Origin of the sequence: Caballeronia arvi (assembly GCF_001544695.2) — a bacterium.
GTDB classification, from domain to species: domain Bacteria; phylum Pseudomonadota; class Gammaproteobacteria; order Burkholderiales; family Burkholderiaceae; genus Caballeronia; species Caballeronia arvi.
Window position 1 is genome coordinate 264481 of sequence record NZ_FCOM02000006.1, and the last position, 18221, is coordinate 282701.

General features: G+C 62.0%; 9 protein-coding genes. 4 read left to right on the forward strand and 5 right to left on the reverse strand.

Annotation, left to right across the window (positions count from 1 at the left end; all coding sequences use genetic code 11):
- Positions 1 to 93: 93 nt before the first annotated feature.
- The 5 genes from rpoD to AWB74_RS10355 all read right to left on the reverse strand — a co-directional run bounded on the left by rpoD (position 94) and on the right by AWB74_RS10355 (position 8339).
- Positions 94 to 2100: an RNA polymerase sigma factor RpoD gene (rpoD, locus tag AWB74_RS10335; RefSeq protein WP_061146653.1), complete on the reverse strand. Its 2007-nt coding sequence runs from the start codon at positions 2098 to 2100 to the stop codon at positions 94 to 96.
- 297 nt (positions 2101 to 2397) lie between these two features.
- Entirely contained in the window at positions 2398 to 3735 is a 1338-nt protein-coding gene (locus tag AWB74_RS10340) for a replication protein O (RefSeq protein ID WP_235024533.1), read from the reverse strand.
- Positions 3736 to 4053: 318 nt separating this feature from the next.
- Positions 4054 to 5025, reverse strand: a complete 972-nt coding sequence (locus tag AWB74_RS10345; RefSeq protein ID WP_061146656.1) for a ParB/RepB/Spo0J family partition protein — start codon at positions 5023 to 5025, stop codon at positions 4054 to 4056.
- On the reverse strand, positions 5026 to 6204 hold the full coding sequence (locus AWB74_RS10350; RefSeq protein ID WP_061146657.1) for a ParA family protein: 1179 nt from the start codon (positions 6202 to 6204) through the stop codon (positions 5026 to 5028).
- Between the two features lie 173 nt (positions 6205 to 6377).
- A complete protein-coding gene (locus AWB74_RS10355) occupies positions 6378 to 8339 on the reverse strand; it encodes a phage integrase family protein (RefSeq protein ID WP_061146658.1) in 1962 nt (653 codons plus the stop codon).
- A 201-nt stretch (positions 8340 to 8540) separates the two neighbouring features.
- Between AWB74_RS10355 and AWB74_RS10360 the strand changes: the two genes are divergently transcribed.
- From AWB74_RS10360 to AWB74_RS10375, 4 genes are all read left to right on the forward strand, one after another.
- A complete protein-coding gene (locus tag AWB74_RS10360; protein ID WP_061146659.1) occupies positions 8541 to 9884 on the forward strand; it encodes an Nramp family divalent metal transporter in 1344 nt (447 codons plus the stop codon).
- Between the two features lie 57 nt (positions 9885 to 9941).
- Positions 9942 to 11105, forward strand: coding sequence for a dienelactone hydrolase family protein (locus AWB74_RS10365; protein WP_061146660.1), 1164 nt, complete (start codon positions 9942 to 9944; stop codon positions 11103 to 11105).
- A gap of 139 nt (positions 11106 to 11244) precedes the next feature.
- A complete protein-coding gene (locus AWB74_RS10370) occupies positions 11245 to 14859 on the forward strand; it encodes an autotransporter family protein (protein WP_160110240.1) in 3615 nt (1204 codons plus the stop codon).
- Positions 14860 to 14906: 47 nt separating this feature from the next.
- Entirely contained in the window at positions 14907 to 17213 is a 2307-nt protein-coding gene (locus tag AWB74_RS10375; protein ID WP_061146662.1) for a cytochrome P450/oxidoreductase, read from the forward strand.
- The last annotated feature ends 1008 nt before the right edge of the window (positions 17214 to 18221 follow it).

Below are 18221 nucleotides of genomic sequence, written 5' to 3' on the forward strand. Positions count from 1 at the left end.
GCTTCTTGCGGACGTAAAAAAGCGCGTGCAGCCTGATTCGGCGGCACGCGCTTTTCGAATTCGCCCGAATGTGGATCCGGGCGACTGGCAGGATCAGCGATCCAGGAACGGACGCAGCTTGTCGGCGCGGCTCGGATGCATGAGCTTGCGCATCGCCTTGCTTTCGATCTGACGAATACGCTCACGCGTCACGTCGAACTGCTTGCCCAATTCTTCGAGCGTGTAATCCGAAGCCGTGTCGATACCAAAGCGCATGCGCAGCACCTTCGCCTCGCGCGGCGACAGCGCGTTCAACGCGTCGTCGATCGCGGCGCGCATGTTCGCATGCACCGCCGCGTCCGCGGGCGATGCGGCGCCCTGGTCTTCGATCATGTCGCCGAGCGTCGCATCGGCATCTTCACCGACCGGCGTTTCGAGCGACACGGGCTGCTTCGCGATCTTGAGAATGCCGCGGATCTTCTCCTCAGGCATTTCCATGCGCTCGGCGAGCACCGACGGATGCGCTTCCTGACCGGTCTGCTGCAGGATCTCGCGCGAAATACGGTTCAGCTTGTTGATCGTTTCGATCATGTGAACCGGCACGCGGATCGTGCGCGCCTGATCGGCGAGCGAACGCGTCACGGCCTGACGCACCCACCAGGTCGCGTACGTCGAAAACTTCCAGCCACGGCGATATTCGAACTTGTCCACCGCCTTCATCAGACCGATGTTGCCTTCCTGAATCAGATCCAGGAATTGCATGCCGCGATTGACGTACTTCTTCGCAATCGAGATCACGAGACGCAGGTTCGCTTCGATCATCTCGCGCTTGGCCTGACGCATCTTCAACTCGGCAGCCGTCATCTGACGGTTGATCTGCTTGAGTTGCTTGAGGGGCATCTGAACCACGCCTTCGATGTCGATGAGCTTTTGCTGCTCGGCCTGAATCGCCGGCAGGCTGCGCTCGAGCGACGCGCCGTATTGCTTCGCACTGGCGGCCGCGCGCGTCGTCCATTCGAGGTCGGTTTCGTGACCCACGAAGGATTCGACGAACTTCTCACGCGGCATGCCGCAACGATCCACTGCGATCTGCAAGACGCGACGCTCGAAATCGCGCACTTGCGCGACTTGCTGTTGCACGTCGACGCACAGGCGGTCGATGGTCTTCGCCGTGAAACGGATCGAACCGAGCTCGCGCTGGATTTCGGTGCGTGCCTTTTCGACGGCCTTCGTCGCGACCACGCCCGATCCCTTAGGATTGCTTGCGTGTTCCGCGAGTTCGCGCACACGCGCGAAGATTTCGAGGCAATCCGCCTTGAGCTGCTTCAGGCGCGCTTCGTTCGAAGCAGCCGAATCGGCGCCGTCGAGATCTTCGTCGCCATCATCGTCGCTGTCGGATTCATCGGTGTCCGTATCGACATCGGTCGAATCGTTTGTTTCGGGGGCCGAAATATCGGCGGCCTCTTCCGTGTCGTCTTCTTTCAGACCGTCGACCAGTTCGTCGATCTTGATCTCGCCCGATTCGACTTGCGCCGCGTCCGCGAGAATGGTCGCAACGGTCGACGGGCATGCCGCGATCGCCTGGATCATCTCGTGCAGACCATCTTCGATGCGCTTCGCAATCGCGATTTCGCCGGCACGCGTGAGCAGTTCGGTCGCGCCCATCTCGCGCATATACATGCGCACCGGATCGGTCGTGCGGCCGAATTCGGAATCGACGGTCGACAGCGCGTTTTCCGCTTCTTCGTCCGATTGCTCGTCGGTGACCACGCTCGGGGCGCTATCGCTCAGAAGCAGCGTTTCGGCATCCGGCGCCTGCTCGTAGACCGCGACGCCCATGTCGTTGAACGTGGCGACGACCGTTTCCATCGCCGCGGTTTCGGCGAAGTTGTCCGGCAGGTGGTCGTTGATCTCGGCGTGCGTCAGATACCCGCGTTCCTTGCCCAACTGGATGAGCGCGCGCATCTGGCGCTGACGCTCTTCATTCTGCTCTGCGGTCATTGCGACGTCGGGCTGCATCGTGCCGGCCTGGCCCTTCCCTTTGTTCGCCCGCCGTCCCGGTGACTTGCGCGCCGGCGCGACGATATCCAGCTCCGAATCTTCCCGATCAAAACTTGCCATACTTTCTCCTCGACAGGTTTGCTCGGCGACGACAGATCCCCGGAAGCGAGCGTGACGGCTCGCAATGATTTCGATGACAGCTTCGACCACGGACGGCTTGCTGAAAATCGCATCGAGCAAAGCACACAGACCGCGTTTAGAGGCGGTTTGCGTTTTCCAATCGCCCATTAAGGCGCAACCTTAGAGTATACCAGCGTTTGCTGCGACGCAGCAGGTTTTTCAAAAGTTTTCGTGACGTGGCTACTCGCGACCATTTATCCGACATACGCCTCACGTTTTGTCTGAGGATTCCAGAGTTCACGACATCACTTGCGAAGAACCGGACGTCGTATGTGACGCAGCCTTTATAAGCGAGCTCAAACGGAACGCACCTGACGGATCCAGACTTGATCGCATCTCGACATCCCTTGACTTCATAGTTGGGACGATTCCAGCCCGCTTCAAGCGAAGAATGTGCTTTAGATCGTTCAGGTGCGCTTCGACACTGTCCCTCGCGGCGGGGGCGCCTTCTGCAACAGCGGACGATTTCAGGGTACGCGTCTGTCTGCTTGGATTGTCAGGCATGAACGCATCGCTGGCACTTTCCGCATCGGCCGGCAGAATGCGCCCGGCATCGAGTGCTGCGGCAAAGTCCTGTGCCCACGTGCCGGCGTGAACACGGGGCTGGGGCTCGTCGCGGTGACGGATCGTGATGGACCGCAGGTCATCGGAGATGCGATATCGACGAAGTCCGTCGTGACTGACGAAGAGTTGGCCAGCGTGTTTGGCGATGGCGTTATCGGTACGTTGCGACCGGACTCGTTTCTCTTTCTCTTCGGCGCGCGCGTCACGTTGACTTTGAAGACGGTAGGCGAAATCAACGGGAGCGCGTAAAAGCGTGCGGAGATAGCTGATCGGATGCTTGGCGCGGCTTAAAGCATTCCAAGTGGCTTCGACCACGTCGGAAAGCAGTTTGCCGTGGAGCTTGGCTTCGCGCATCAGCTTGAAAATCAGAAATTCACGAAAGCCCAGCGGCAACAGGCGCTGGAGATCGGCGGGGAGGCGTCCTGGTTGTCTCTTTTGAGTAGTTGGGATTAGATCCTTATATATAGCGCCGTCTGCCACAGTGACAGACGGACACGGGTAAAAAATAGCGGCTTCGGTTTTCAGCGCGTCTTCCCGATGCGCTGGGGACGGCTTCTCGATCCCCTTCTCGGGCTCGACCAAGCCCAGCAGGATGGCTGCCTTGGGCGTGAGGTGGAGATAAGCGCGACCGAACAAGCCTGCTTGACCATATCTGGTCTGGGGCGGGCGAGTGATGAATCCAGCAACTTCGAGATCGTCCAGGCCGCGATAGAACGTTCGCATGGATTGCTGAGCACGTCCGGTAAGCAATTCTCGACGCGCGAAGATCGCGGCGTAGGGACGAGCTGCATCGACAGTGCGCGCCAAAGCAGCGAGCAGGGCTCGCGCCCGTGCAGGCAGGGCGGCTGTGTGGGTCGCGCGATGGGCTGCGCGGAAGATCACCCAAGGCAGGTTCGATCGGTCGCAGGCATATTCGTCGAGAGCCTGTTGATCTTCTACCGCCGGCGAAGATTTGGATGTTTGAGGGCGAGGAACAGCCTCGCCAGCAACGGAATGTTGCGCGATACGCATGTCAAGTACGTCCATTTCGAAAAATGGAAGACAAACGCTTGACTGCCGATCGCGTTCCGCTAAACTTCGAGGTGTGTACTCGTGACCCGATTGGCGTCGGGAAGCGGAACGGGCAATATGCAGTTAAGCCCGATATTCAAAAGCCTTCGGTTGGCGCCGAAGGCTTTTGTCTTTTTAAAGCTTGCTCGTTACATGGCAACCTCGTTCGTGCATTTACAGTAAGTCATTGATTTATAACGAAGTTCTACTAGGTTCGACGCTCTTTGACTGCTGTTGATTCGTTAAGCGGTTGATTTAGAACGAAAATCTACTAGAGTCTCAGTCTTGGTCCGACTCACTCAACGTCTTGTTGATGAAGTCGGCAATGCGTTGCCCCCACTGCTCTGCATCTGTCGCGTCTTTTTCGAAGAAGCGGACGCCTACTACGCCATTGCGGGTGGATATCTCGCAGACCTTCCTTCTTCCCGATCTTACGACTGTTGCGCTGGGCGCTGTCGACTTCGGCTTCTCAGCGGCCAATGCAACCGCCCTGTCTTGCGTAAAGTTCTCGTCGTCAATCAACTTGCGAACAGCTTCAATCACCTTGTCCGATTTGCCGGCCTCGGTAAGTGCAGCCAGCTTCTGCGCTGCGTTGCTTCCGAGCCGCTCGGGCTTTTCGGCCAGCGCAATTTTGGCCGCCTCCGGCAACGCATCGAACGAGAAGATTCGTGTGACGTGACTTTTGCTCAAGCCGGCACTCTCGGATATCTGGCTCCGAGATAGGCCGCTCAACTCCTGCAGCCGCTTGAAGTTCCAATACTTCTCGAAGTCGGTCAGCGATGGTGACAGCAGATTCGAAAAGAATGCCGCGAACTCGATTTCACCTTCTTCGATCGACGCGACGTTCGCGCGAATCGTGGTGCGTCCGAGTTCGCGATAGGCTGCCACGCGATTGTGCCCAGCGATGATCTCGTAGCGGGCCTCTGGCAGCACGCGCACCAGAATCGGCGTAGCGAGCGCATGCTGCGCGAGATTGCTTTTCAGCTCTTGAAACTGTTCTGCGGTCAGCTTCCGACGCCGTCCGCTCACTTCGACCAGCGCGTCGAGCGAGACTTCAAGTGCCGCTCGCTCCTCGAGTTGAGATTCGAGTTCCTTGATTCGAGCCTGAGCCGTGTTGATGCGATGTTGCGCATCCATCAGCCGCCCCGGCGACGTGCGCGGTTCGTTGTTCACCGGACGCGCTTGCGCTGGCTCGGTTGGCTTGCTGCCGATGTTCGCTGTCTTGGCGAGTAGTCTGTCCCCGATGCCCATTTACGCCTCCGTCTGATTCCACGCGCGAGCGAACTGCGCGTCGAGATGTTCGGCGAGCCGGTCGAGCGGCTCTTTGAATCGGTTGTATGCCGCCGTGCTACCGTCCGGTTTCGACAAGTCGTAGACCGTCGACAACTGTGCCGACGCGCCCTTCGGCACGGTGGACTCCGGAATCTCGAAAGGCAGCACACGGTCGCCGTAGGCTTTCTGGAGCCAACCGCGCACCACGCGCGAAACGTCGTCCGACTTGGCTTTCGTCATGATGACGTTCACGAAATCGAAGCGCTTTTGCTCGAGCACGCCCGGCAGCTTCTTCGCGATATCGGCGAAAAGATGCCAGAACTGCGTCGAGCTTGCGAAGTCGAGGGCTTCAGGCGGGCAGGGCAGCAAAATCGCATCCGACGCGAGTAGCGCGTTGATGGTCAGATAGCTGAGCGCCGGAGGCGTGTCGATGACGATTGCATCGTATTCGTCGGTGAGCGGCATCAGCCCCTTGCGAACGATCTCCCAGAATTCGAACGTGCTGTCGTTCAAAACCTTCGCGGGAATCTCGAATTCGGCGTCGAAAAGGGACGACGACGCGGGGATAAGATCGAGGTTGTGCCAGTACGTTTCCTGCACCGCGTAGTGCAGTGTGGTCTGGTCGCCATAGATCAACGGAAGAAGCGTCTGATCGTCTGAGATTTCCGCGTCCGGCGCCCACCCGCATAGCTGGGTGGTCGTGCCTTGCGGGTCGCAGTCGATGACCAGCACCTTGCGGCCGAGCAGCGTCAACGCCTGCGCGGCGGAGACGGCCGTGGTCGTCTTGGCTACGCCGCCCTTGAAGTTCGCGATGGTCACGATTCGCCCGCGCTTGCCCTCGGGCCGGCGAGGGCGCTCTTTCGTCGCCCGGATCCAGGTCAACGCTTCTTCGAGCGCAAACTCCTTGCTGCGGCCCGCGCCCTTCGACGTTCCCGCGGGCAAATCGCCCTTGGTCGTCAGGTACTGGAACCGCTGCTTGTCGATTCCGCAGAGCGACGCAACCTGCGCGCTCGTGAATGTCGGCGCGCTTTTGCGCGGATACGGCTCCAACATCGCATCGCGGATCTGATTGAGAATATCAGTGGCTTGCGCGGCCACTCCCAAGAGCGTTTCGATCGAAACGGATTGATCGACTTCGGGAAGCCGAGCGCTTAGCATGGAATTCGCAGTCACTGGCGGGCCTGGGTAAGCAATAAATTATTCGGTTTGTGGAAAACAAGCTGCAAACCGAAGAATAAACGGCGAACCGGTAAACCTCAAGTAAACTCTGAAGTACTTGAGCGCCCCCACCGGGCATTTTTACAACGCTTTCTGCTCGTGTAAACGCGAAATTAAGAGGATTCTGCGATTTTTGAGGCCGTCGAGGCGCTTCGGAGGAACCGTTCGACGCCGAGAAAACGCCCGGCATCTTCAGTTTTGAGATAAAGCGAGGTAGTCGAGACATCGGCATGACCGAGGCCTATGCTGACTTCGCGCAGTTCCGCGCCGTGGCCGAGAGCGTGCGTAGAGTGGGTGTGTCGAAGCCAGTGCGTGCTGGCGCGCTTCAAATGCTGCCCGGCTCCCGGTGCCTGCGAGTCCATCAACGCCGCGGCGTTCGAAAAAATACTCTTAAATATCTTCCCGATCCCATCAGGCGTTACTGGCTGGCCGCCGCGCGCCTGAGCCAGAATCGGAGTGCCTTCGGCACAGTCCAACGGACTCGGAAGGCCGCGTAACGCGAGATTCTCGCAAAGCGCCTCCACGACCGCGGGTGGCAACAGCACCGTGCGCGACGATCGCCGGCCCTGGTCCACGGCGAGACGCCAGACCGCGCCGTTCACGCCGGACAGCCGTCCGACGCTCAGCGCGCAAGTCGTCGCGGCGGCGAGTTCGGCGCGGCGCAGGCCCGTGGCGTAAGCCAACACGAGCGCCAATCTGTCGCGGTGCTCGGCAAACGAATACTCCGTTCGCTCCACCGACCGCAGCACGCATGTCCACTGGTCCAGGTCGAGCGTGCGGTTGACCGAATCGAAGACTGGCGGCGCTGCGACGCGCGCAAGCCCCGCGAACGGATTGACCGTCAGATAACGCTCGCCGACCAGCCATTCGCACATCGCGCTCAAGATCGAACGTGCGGTTTCACGGCTTCGATCTGAAAGCGGGCCCGCAAACGGCCGCCAGCTCGCGAAGCACCGCTCGCCGCGCTGAGTCGCGACCCAGCGCGCTCCCGGTGTCGGATTCGGAAGAAACGAGAGGATGTACTCGGCGCAATCGCCTGCATCGAGCGATGAGAGCGGCTTGCTCTTCTCCACCAATGACCAGAGCAACAGGCGCTCTGCCTCCCGCCGATACGCACGCCGCGTATGCGCACTGCTCGAACGTGCGTCGAGCCAGGCCGAAATCGCGCGGATGTCGGTGTCGAAGCGGGACACCGCGCTCATGCGATTCGACCCTTTAGAGCCGTCGAGTGCAGCGGAAATGTGCAACGCTTCGAGCGGCGCAATCGCGACCGTATTGCGCTCTTCGATCTCCGATGGCTGCGCTGCCGCGATGTCGGCGGTTCGCCACTGCCGTCTCGGCCTTAGTGCGAGCGGGGACAGCGGATGCCGAAGCGCCTGACCGTGCAGGTGCAGCCAGTCGACGATGCGTTGCGCGCCTTTCGGCCCGAGGCGGGGAACCGCCGTGTACCAGCGATGCCGCCGCCGTTCGATCAGTTCGATGACATCGGCCAGCGTCGTCAGTCCAGCCGATGTCAATCGTGCCGTGACGGCAGGCTCGAACCAGCCGTCGATAGGATGATCCGGACTCGGATCCTGAGCGAGCGACGCCTCCATGCGCGCGAGCGCTTCGGCCTGCCGGCGGCGCAGTCGCGCATTGCGCGTGGCGCGCCGATCGAGGGCGGGCGAGCTTTGTGGCGGATAGGCTTCCTCGTACAGCGCGAGCAATTCCGATTCGCCGTAAACACCGTCCGGATCGACGTTTTCACGAAAGTCGTCCAGCGTCGGCACTGCGGCGGCGGGCGGTGGCTCGAAAAGCGGAATGCTTCCGGGGCGCAGCCGCAGCAAATGCGCGGCCTCGATATCGCGCGCGCGCCGGGCCAGGACCGAGAGCGTATCGCGCAGGGCGTCGATCAGCCGTCGCGTGGTGCGTACGTCGGTACTGGCGTCGCCATACGATGCGTGCAGTTGCGCTTCCGACACGCCGTCGAGATAGCCCCGATACAACGCGAAATGCTGACGCGTGAGTCGACTTGGCGCGCGCAGAGGCGCGCTAGTCAGAGTCGAGTCTGTCGAACGACGTGCGGGCGCTTCCATTTATCCTTTCTTATCAACGATTTGCGGCAAGGTTATCAACCACCTTCGAATTTGACAACAAAAATCGCTGCATCTGATAAGTCGAATTATCAGCATGCAGATTCATTGTCGGCGCGCGATTGGCTCGTACGCTTGAATGTTCATCCGGCCCGGCGCATATTTCCAGCACCACAGACGGTACTCCGCAGGAGAAACGAGCCGATGCTTGATCCTGTACGCCCCGCTTCGAAACCGCCCGAGCAGGACGACGCGTTCCGCCCGAGTTTGCCGGAGGTGTACGCGTCGGTGCACGTGCCGTCCGGCGGCCGATGGATTCGGCGCTTCCTCGCGTTCGCCGGTCCCGGCTACATGATTTCCGTCGGCTACATGGACCCTGGCAACTGGGCGACCGATCTCGCCGGCGGCTCGCGCTTCGGCTATACGCTGCTCACGGTCATCCTGCTTTCCAACCTGATGGCGATTCTGCTGCAGGCGCTCGCGGTGCGGCTGGGCGTCGCGACCGGCCGCGATCTCGCGCAGGCATGCCGCGATCACTATTCGAAACCCGTGAACTTCGCGCTCTGGCTCGCGTGCGAGACGGCGATCGTCGCATGCGATCTGGCCGAGGTCATCGGCACCGCCATCGCGCTGAATCTGCTGTTCGGCATTCCGCTGATCGCCGGCGCGCTGCTGACCGCGCTCGACGCTTTTCTCTTGCTGCTGCTGATGAACAAAGGCTTTCGGTTGCTCGAAGCGTTCGTCATCGCGTTGCTCATCGTGATCGCGGGCTGCTTCACGTTGCAGATCGCTGCCGCCTCGCCGCCGTTCGCGGACGTGCTGCGCGGCTTCGTCCCCTCGCCGCGCATCGTCGCCGACCGCGAAATGCTCTATGTGGCGATCGGCATTCTCGGTGCGACGGTCATGCCGCACAACCTTTATCTGCATTCGTCGGTCGTGCAGACGCGCGCCTACGGAAAATCGGTCGCGGCCCGGCGCGACGCAATCCGCTGGGCGACCATCGACAGCACCATCGCGCTGACGCTCGCGCTGTTCATCAACGCGGCCATCCTGATCGTCGCTGCTGCCGTGTTTCACGCGAGCGGGCACGACGACGTCGCGGAAATCGGCGATGCTTTCCGATTGCTTTCACCGTTGCTGGGCCTGAGCATCGCATCGACGCTCCTCGCGGTTGCCTTGCTCGCGTCCGGTCTGAACTCGACCGTCACCGCGACGCTCGCCGGCCAGATCGTGATGGAAGGATTCCTGCGCCTGCGTATTCCGAACTGGGCGCGGCGGCTGATCACGCGCGCGATCGCGATCGTGCCGGTGATCATCGTGACGGCGATCTACGGCGAGAAGGGCACGGGCCAACTGCTCGTGCTGAGCCAGGTGATTCTGTCGATGCAACTGCCGTTCGCCGTCATTCCGCTGGTGCGCTTCGTATCGGACCGCCGCACGATGGGCGTCTTCGCGATCTCGCGCTGGACGACCGCGCTGGCGTGGCTGGTCGCGGGCGTGATCGTCGTGCTGAACGTGAAGCTGCTCGCCGACACGCTGCTGTCCTGAACGCACGGCGTGCGCCGCCGAAAAAATTCGCTCTATATATATGAGGAGACGCAGACAATGAGCGGCACGTTCATCGACATCACGCTTCGCGACCGCACGGCGATTCCCGCCTACGTGACGCAGCCCGCGAAAGGCTCGGGCCCGGGCATCGTTTTGCTGCACGATACGGCGGGCCTCGACGACTTCGTCCGGCGCACCGCCGATCTGTACGCCGAAGAAGGCTATGTCGTGCTCGCGCCGCAACTTCCGTCGCGCGATCCGAAGCCCGGCGGCGTCGCGGCGGAAAATTTCGCGGCGCTCGTCGATGGCCTGCGCGCGTTGCCGCAACAGGCGGGGAAAATCGGCGTGGTCGGTTTCGGGCGCGGCGGGCAGCTCGCGACGCGCATCGCCGCGCAGGCGGACGTCGATTGCGCCGCCTGCTATTGCCCCGACGACTTCGCCGCCTTGCTCGCCGACATTCCGACGATCCGCTGCCCGATGGTCTTCCACTTCGCCGAACACGGCTCGCACGATCCGCGCGACGTCGAGTCCGCGCTCGCGAACAAGCCGCACATCGAGCGCTACGTTTATCCGGGCACATCGAACGGCTTCATCGTTTCGGAAAGCGAACATTTCGACAAGCCAGCCGCGCTGATGGCTTATTCGCGCACGCTGTCGATGCTGCGCAAAGTGCTCGGGCCGCTCTTCGATCTCGATTCGTTGTGGGAACAGCACTGTTATTTCGAATTCGGCACGCGCGATGTCGACGCCGTCATGCCGACGATGGTCGATCAGCCCTACGTCAATCACGTGCCGACGATGACCGGCGGTGTCGGTCACGATCAGCTCAAGCGTTTCTATCGATATCACTTCATCCATTCGAATCCCGCCGACACGAAGCTGATCCCGGTATCGCGCACGATCGGCGCGGATCGCGTTGTCGACGAGTTCGTATTCTGTGCGACGCATGACCGCGAGATCGACTGGCTGCTGCCGGGACTCGCGCCGACCGGCCGATACTTCGAAGTGCCGATGCTCGCCGTGATTCGCTTTCGCGGCGACAAGCTCTATAACGAGCACATCTACTGGGACCAGGCTTCGGTGCTCGTGCAGATCGGCGCGCTGAATCCCGAAGGTCTGCCCGTGGCGGGAAGGCAGACTGCGCGCAAGCTGATCGACGAAACATTGCAGAGCAACGAGCTCATGCCCGGCTGGGCATCGAGCGAAGGCAAGCCGATCTGACGCACGAGCGGGCTTTCTTTGCAAAGCGCGATGCGTGCACTAATCTGAGCACAACATCGCGGACGAGCCGGGCACGTGAGCCGTAACGATATACGGGGCTGCTGATCAAATCGAAACCGTCCGCATGGCCGGAGAAGTCATGCGCCGCTCGTTCCTTCCAGTCCGATCGACGCCGCTCGCTCATGCTGTTTCGCTCGCGTTCGGCGTCTCCTGTCTCTTCCGCGCATCGCCCACGTTCGGCGGGTGCGACAACACCGCGCCGCAGTCCGGTGCGACGGTCACGTGCGACACACGCTTGCCCAATCCGTCGAGGGCGCCGATCGTCGCGGTGCAGGGCAGCGTCAATGTGACGATCAACATTTTGCCCGGCGCCGAGCTCGACATCGCCAATAACAATGGACTTGCCGTGCGCAACACGAGCACCGCCACGAATAGCGGAACGCTGCGCGTGACCGGCGACAACATCGACGGGATGACCTCGCAGGGCACCATCGCGGGACACAACACGCTGGTGAACCGCGGCGTCGTGTCCACAACGGGTGCCGGCTCCGAAGCGATGTTCAACAGCGCGGCCGCCGTCATCATGCACAACGAGGCAGGCGGTACGCTCACGACGAGCGGTGCGAACGCCACCGCGATGATCGACTTCGCCAGTCCGGGCGGCGGTACGCTCATCAATGACGGGACCATTGTCGCGAGTGGCTCAGGTTCTGGCGGAATGGCCGCGCGCGCCAAGGGCGACACGCTCATCAATAGCGGCTCTATTTCGACGGCCGGCGCATCGGCGAACGGCATGGTCGCCAATGGCGGCGCGAACGGTCCGGGCAACAACGTCATCACGAACAACGGCACGATCGATGTATCCGGCGGCACCGCGCACGGCATCGTTTCGCTCGATGCATCGCCGGGCGCGATCACCAACGCCGGCACGATCATCGTGCGCGGCACGGGCGGCCTCGGCATATCCATCGCGAATCACGCGGCGATCGTGAACGCGGCGGGCGCGAGCATCACGAGTCAGCAGGCAAGCGCGATCGTCGCGAATGGCGGCGGCACGCTCGATAACGCGGGCACGATTCAAGGCACCACGGGCGTCAAGATCGCCAATGGCGCCGAGACGATCAACAACACCGGCACGATTCGCGGCACGAGCGCGGAAGCGATTGTGGCGAGCGGGAAAATCAACGTCTCGGTCACGAACACCGGAACGATCGCGGGAGGCGCGGGCGTCGCGGTGCGCACCGATACCGGCAACGACACGTTCAACATGAACGGCGGCATCGTCACGGGACAGATTCGTCCGGGCGATGGCGTCGACGCCTTCACGATGACCGCCGGCCAGCTCGACTCGCTCGATCAGGGCGATGGGCGCGACACGTTCGCGATGTCGGGCGGGCGAATCGTCGGCGCCTTTGTGAACGGCGATGTCGTGCGGGTCACGGGCGGGCGCATCGGCAGCGTCGATCTGAACGTGGGCACCAACATCTACGACATGTCGGGCGGACAGGTCGACGGCAACGTCACCGCCGTGCAGAACGACGATACGTTCATCCTTTCTGGCGGCACGATCGGCGGGCGCGTCGATGTCGGCAGCGGCAACAATGCGTTGACGATTACGGGCGGCACGATCGGGCAGGGCGTTTTGACTTCCTCGGGCGCCGACACGCTGACATGGAGCGGCGGCAAGATCGCGGGACCGGTAACGCTCGGCGCGGGCAACGACACGGCCGCGTTCAGCAACCTAACCGATGCCGCACTCACCGCGACGACGCAGATCGACGGCGGTTCCGGCACGGATTCGCTCACGCTCGACAACGTGCAGGCAAGCGGTCTCTCGCGCTTTTCCAATTGGGAGACGGTGAACGCGTCGAACAATACGCAACTGACTTTCGATGCGAACGGACTGACGCTCGGCGACGCCGCGACCGGTACGGGCACGCTCAATCTCGATGCGACGAGCACGATTTTCGCGGGCGGCATCGGACGCACGGCGTTGCGGCCCGCGGTCGCTGGGCAGCTCGTCACGCTGAACAACGCGGGAACGATCGATCTGACGAACGGCGGTACGAGCACGAGCGACGAATTGGTCGTGAACGGCAATTACACGGGCACCGCGGGACGGCTTCTGGTGCAGAGCGTGCTCGCGGCTGACGGCGCGCCGAGCGACAAGCTCGTGATTGCGCAGGGCGCCGGCGGAGGCACGACGTCGATCGGCGTGACGAACGTCGGCGGAACGGGCGGATTGACGGTGAACGACGGCATCATGGTCGTTCAGGCGACGAATGGCGCGACGACATCGGCGGGCGCGTTCACGCTTGCGCGTCCGATGGAGGCCGGTGCTTATACGTATTACTTGTTCAAGGGCGGCGTCAGCGCGGGAACAGCGGACAACTGGTACCTGCGTTCGAGCGTGCCACCGGCGCCAGCGCCTTTACCTGTGCCAGCGCCTGTACCTGTACCTGTGCCTGTGCCTGCTCCAGCGCCAGTTCCGCCTGCTGCGCCAACACCGACACCAGCGCCGGCACCGGCACCAGCGCCGGCACCGGCACCGGCACCAGCGCCGACACCAACGCCGACGCCGACACCAACGCCGACGCCGACACCGACACCGACACCGACGCCGACGCCGACGCCGACACCGACACCGACACCGACACCGACACCGACACCGACACCGGCTCCGACGCCGGCTCCGGCTCCGGCGCCAACGCCAACGCCAACGCCAACGCCGCAGCCAACCGCGGCAGCGGGCACGCCACGGCTTCCACCGCCGCCTCCACCCGGAGCGCCGCCAACGCCGCTCTACCGGATGGAAGTGCCGGTCTACGCCGAATTGCCGCCGATCGCGCGCGAGCTGACTGTCCAGCAAATCGGCACGTTCCACGAACGTCAGGGCGAACAGTCGCTGCTGACGGAGAACGGCGCGCTACCCGCGGCGTGGGCGCGCGTCTGGGGCGGACACACGACGCAGCACAACAGCGGCGCGGCCGATCCCGAGTTCAGCGGCGGCATCGGTGGCGTGCAGGTCGGCCATGACCTTTACGCGGACACGACGCCGTCCGGTCATCGCAATCACTACGGCTTCTTTTTCGGCTTCGCGCGTGCGAGCGGCGATGTCAATGGTTTCGCGCTCGGCTTTCCGAACGCCGACGCCGGTCATCTGTCGATCAACGCATACAGCGCGGGGCTCTACTGGACGCATATCGGACCGAACGGGTGGTACACGGACGCGGTCCTGCTCGGCAGTTCGCTCACGGCCGACCCGCAATCGAACCGCGGCGTCGGCGCGACGACGCATGGCAGCGCGTTCGCCGCATCGATCGAGGGTGGCTTGCCCATCCCGCTTTCCGGCGGTCTCGCGATCGAACCGCAAGCGCAGCTCATCTGGCAGCACGCGAATCTGCACGATATCGACGACGGCATTTCGACCGTATCGTTTCATGAAGCGAGCGGTTTCATCGGCCGGCTCGGCGTGCGCTTCTATGGCCATTTCGACGCGTCCGGCACGACCTTCGAGCCGTATCTGCGCGCGAACCTGTGGCGCTACTTCGGCGCGACCGATAGCGCGACTTTCGCGGGCGTCGACGTCATTCCGACGAACGTCGCCGCAACGACCGCGCAACTCGGCGCGGGCATCGTCGCGAAGGTGAGCGTGCGCGGCAGCGTCTTCGCGAATCTCGCCTGGTCGACCAATCTCGGCGGTTCGCACCGCAGCGCGATAGGAGGCGGTCTGGGCGTGCGCTGGAAGTGGTGAGCCGTTGCATACTGTGGTCACGCTAATAAATAAAGCAGGAGACAGCAATGACCGCGGCGCCGCAATGCCCATTCCACGATCACGCCCCGAACGGTTGCCCGGTCAGCCCGCGCGCGGCCGGGTTCGATCCTTTCGGCGACGGCTATCAACAAGATCCGCCCGAATACGTGCGCTGGGCGCGCGAGCAGGAGCCCGTGTTCTGGAGCCCGAAGCTCGGCTACTGGATCGTCACGCGTTACGACGACATCAAGGCCATCTTCCGCGACAACATCACGTTCAGTCCGTCGATCGCGCTGGAGAAGATTACGCCGACCGGCCCCGAAGCCAACGCCGTGCTCGCGTCCTACGGCTTCGCGCTGAACCGCACGCTCGTCAATGAAGACGAGCCCGCGCACATGCCGCGCCGTCGCGCGCTGATGGACCCGTTCACGCCCGAGGCGCTCGCGCATCACGAACCGATGGTGCGCGCGCTCGCACGCGACTATGTCGATCGCTTCATCGACGATGGCCGCGCCGATCTCGTCGATCAAATGTTGTGGGAAGTGCCGCTCACCGTCGCGCTGCATTTTCTCGGCGTGCCCGAGGAAGACATGGACACGCTGCGCCGTTATTCGATCGCGCACACGGTCAACACGTGGGGACGGCCGAAGCCCGAAGAGCAGGTCGAAGTCGCGCACGCGGTCGGCAAGTTCTGGCAATTCGCGGGCAAGATGCTCGACAAGATGCGCGAAGATCCGTCCGGTCCCGGCTGGATGCAGTACGGCATTCGCAAGCAGAAGGAACTGCCCGACGTCGTGACCGACTCGTATCTGCATTCGATGATGATGGCCGGCATCGTCGCCGCGCACGAAACGACGGCGAACGCCACCGCGAATGCGCTCAAGCTGCTGCTCCAGCATCCCGACGCATGGCGCGATATCTGCGAGGACCCGAGCCTGATTCCGAACGCGGTCGAGGAATGTCTGCGTCACAACGGTTCGGTCGCGGCATGGCGGCGGCTCGCGACGAAGGACGTGACGATCGGCGGCATCGAGATCGCGGCGGGCTCGAAGCTCTTGATCGTCACGTCGTCGGCGAATCACGATCAGCATCAGTTCGCCGACGCCGATCTCTTCGATATCCGCCGCGAGAACGCCAGCGATCAGCTGACCTTCGGCTACGGCGCGCATCAGTGCATGGGCAAGAACCTCGCGCGCATGGAGATGCAGGTCTTTCTCGACGAGCTCACGCGCCGCCTGCCGCACATGCGGCTCGCCGAGCAAAGTTTCACCTACGTGCCGAACACGTCGTTTCGCGGGCCGGAGCATCTTCATGTCGAATGGGACCCGGCGATGAATCCCGAACGCGCCGATCTGTCCGTGCGCGAGCCGCGCGCAGTGGTGCGCATTGGCGAGCCGTCGTCGCATGCTGTGAGCCGCGCGGTGATCGTCGATTCGGTCGATGCCTGCGCGGATCGCATCGTGCGCGTCCGGCTCGTATCGGCGGACGGCCGCGATTTGCCGCGCTGGACGGCGGGCTCGCATATCGACGTTATTTGCGGCGACACGGGTCTTTCGCGCCAGTATTCGCTGTGCGGCGATCCCGACGACCACCGCGCGTTCGAAATCGCCGTACTGCGCGAGACCGAGAGCCGCGGCGGGTCCGCGTGGGTTCATGACAACGTGAAGCCGGGCGCGCACTGGCGCATTCGCGGCCCGCGCAATCATTTCCGTCTCGACGAGCGCGCGAAAAAACTGGTGCTGATCGCGGGCGGCATCGGCATCACGCCGATCAGCGCGATGGCGCGACGTGCGCGCTCGCTCGGCCTCGATTACGCGCTGCATTACAGCGGACGCTCGCGCGCGTCGATGACGCTGCTCGACGAACTACGCGCGCTGCACGGCGAGCGGCTCGTCGTGTATGTGTCGGAAGAGGGCGGGCGCAACGATTTCGCGGCGCTTGCGGTGGACGAAAACACGCAGGTCTACGCGTGCGGACCGGCGCGTATGCTCGATGCGCTCACGGACGCGAGCGCTTCCTGGCCCGAGGACGCGCTGAAGATCGAGCACTTCGAATCGAAGCTCGGCGCACTCGATCCGAAAAACGAACACACGTTCGAAGTCGAGCTGAAGGATTCGGGCCTCGTGCTCGACGTGCCGGCCGGTCAGACGCTCCTCGCGACACTGCGGCGCGCGAACGTCGATGTGCAGAGCGATTGCGAAGAGGGCTTGTGCGGTTCATGCGAAGTGCGCGTGCTCGAAGGCGAGATCGATCACCGCGATGTGGTGCTGACGAAAGGCGAACGTCAGTCGAACGACCGGATGATGGCGTGCTGCTCGCGCGCAAAAGGCAAGCGACTCGTTTTAGCGCTCTGAATAATCACTGGAAGTCGAGCGGTTTTTCTCTCCCGGCGAAGCCGCTTTTTTCGCAAAGGACATTTTGTCGCGGCAACGCGAAATCGATTTACAGCGCGCCGTTTTCATCACGTGGTCACGCAACGGCGCTAAGCAGTGAAATAATCAGCATTGTCTAAAGACGAATTGGTTATACGCAGTAGTTAATTCGCGTATATAGATCGGCGTGTGATCACATCGCACGTTCTTTTAAAAAGCAACTTTGTCCGCGACATGCGTCCGCCGACCGTGCGTTTGTATTTCGGATTTACCCGGAGATGGTCAATTGATCATACAACCCACGCAATTTTCGTCATCATATAGGATGATTATTGAACGTGTGTTCGACCGTGGATGCGCTTTTTGGCACGACCGAATAGGTATAACTTACGCAAACTAGGGTTTTCACCTACTAATATGAAATTTTTTACGCATATTTTGCGTTTAGAATTGTTACTAATTTGATGCGTCGCACAAGCACGCACGACCGTAAAACTTCCAATATGTCCTGTGCCACGACCGCGCGGTCTTCGCGCGGCGGAATTGCGCCTTCGCAATTCACGGCAACAAGCGAAAGAGAAGGCCGGTGCTTAACCTGAGAGATTCTGTTAAAGGCCCATTTAAATGGACCATGTATTTGGCCGCACATTTGCCGCATCCCGTTCGGGATATTTTCTGCGGAGCGAACCTTGTCCCACGGGCGAGGTCATCCCATAGCCGACGCGACGCTTTCTGAGGTCGCTCGCTCACGCATCGGACGGTCGGACATGGCTCCGCACTCGACGACGCACCAATCCGTCCGAGTTCGCATCGAACTCAACCAGTCCATCCGTATTGGACGCGTTTCCACGCCGTGTGAATCGCATCGGAACGGAAACCCAGCTCACGCTTTTTGCTGTTTGACGAGGATAGAAAATGACTGACGTAGTGATCGTATCGGCCGCGCGTACGGCGGTAGGCAAATTCGGCGGTTCGCTCGCGAAGATCGCG

Excerpts from the sequence above, each read along its gene's own strand:
- AWB74_RS10350 (WP_061146657.1), bottom strand. The coding sequence starts at position 6,204 with ATGCTAAGCGCTCGGCTTCCCGAAGTCGATCAATCCGTTTCGATCGAA.
- AWB74_RS10340 (WP_235024533.1), bottom strand. The coding sequence starts at position 3,735 with ATGCGTATCGCGCAACATTCCGTTGCTGGCGAGGCTGTTCCTCGCCCT.
- rpoD (WP_061146653.1), bottom strand. The coding sequence starts at position 2,100 with ATGGCAAGTTTTGATCGGGAAGATTCGGAGCTGGATATCGTCGCGCCG.
- AWB74_RS10355 (WP_061146658.1), bottom strand. The coding sequence starts at position 8,339 with ATGGAAGCGCCCGCACGTCGTTCGACAGACTCGACTCTGACTAGCGCG.
- AWB74_RS10375 (WP_061146662.1), top strand. The coding sequence starts at position 14,907 with ATGACCGCGGCGCCGCAATGCCCATTCCACGATCACGCCCCGAACGGT.
- AWB74_RS10345 (WP_061146656.1), bottom strand. The coding sequence starts at position 5,025 with ATGGGCATCGGGGACAGACTACTCGCCAAGACAGCGAACATCGGCAGC.
- AWB74_RS10365 (WP_061146660.1), top strand. The coding sequence starts at position 9,942 with ATGAGCGGCACGTTCATCGACATCACGCTTCGCGACCGCACGGCGATT.
- AWB74_RS10360 (WP_061146659.1), top strand. The coding sequence starts at position 8,541 with ATGCTTGATCCTGTACGCCCCGCTTCGAAACCGCCCGAGCAGGACGAC.
- AWB74_RS10370 (WP_160110240.1), top strand. The coding sequence starts at position 11,245 with ATGCGCCGCTCGTTCCTTCCAGTCCGATCGACGCCGCTCGCTCATGCT.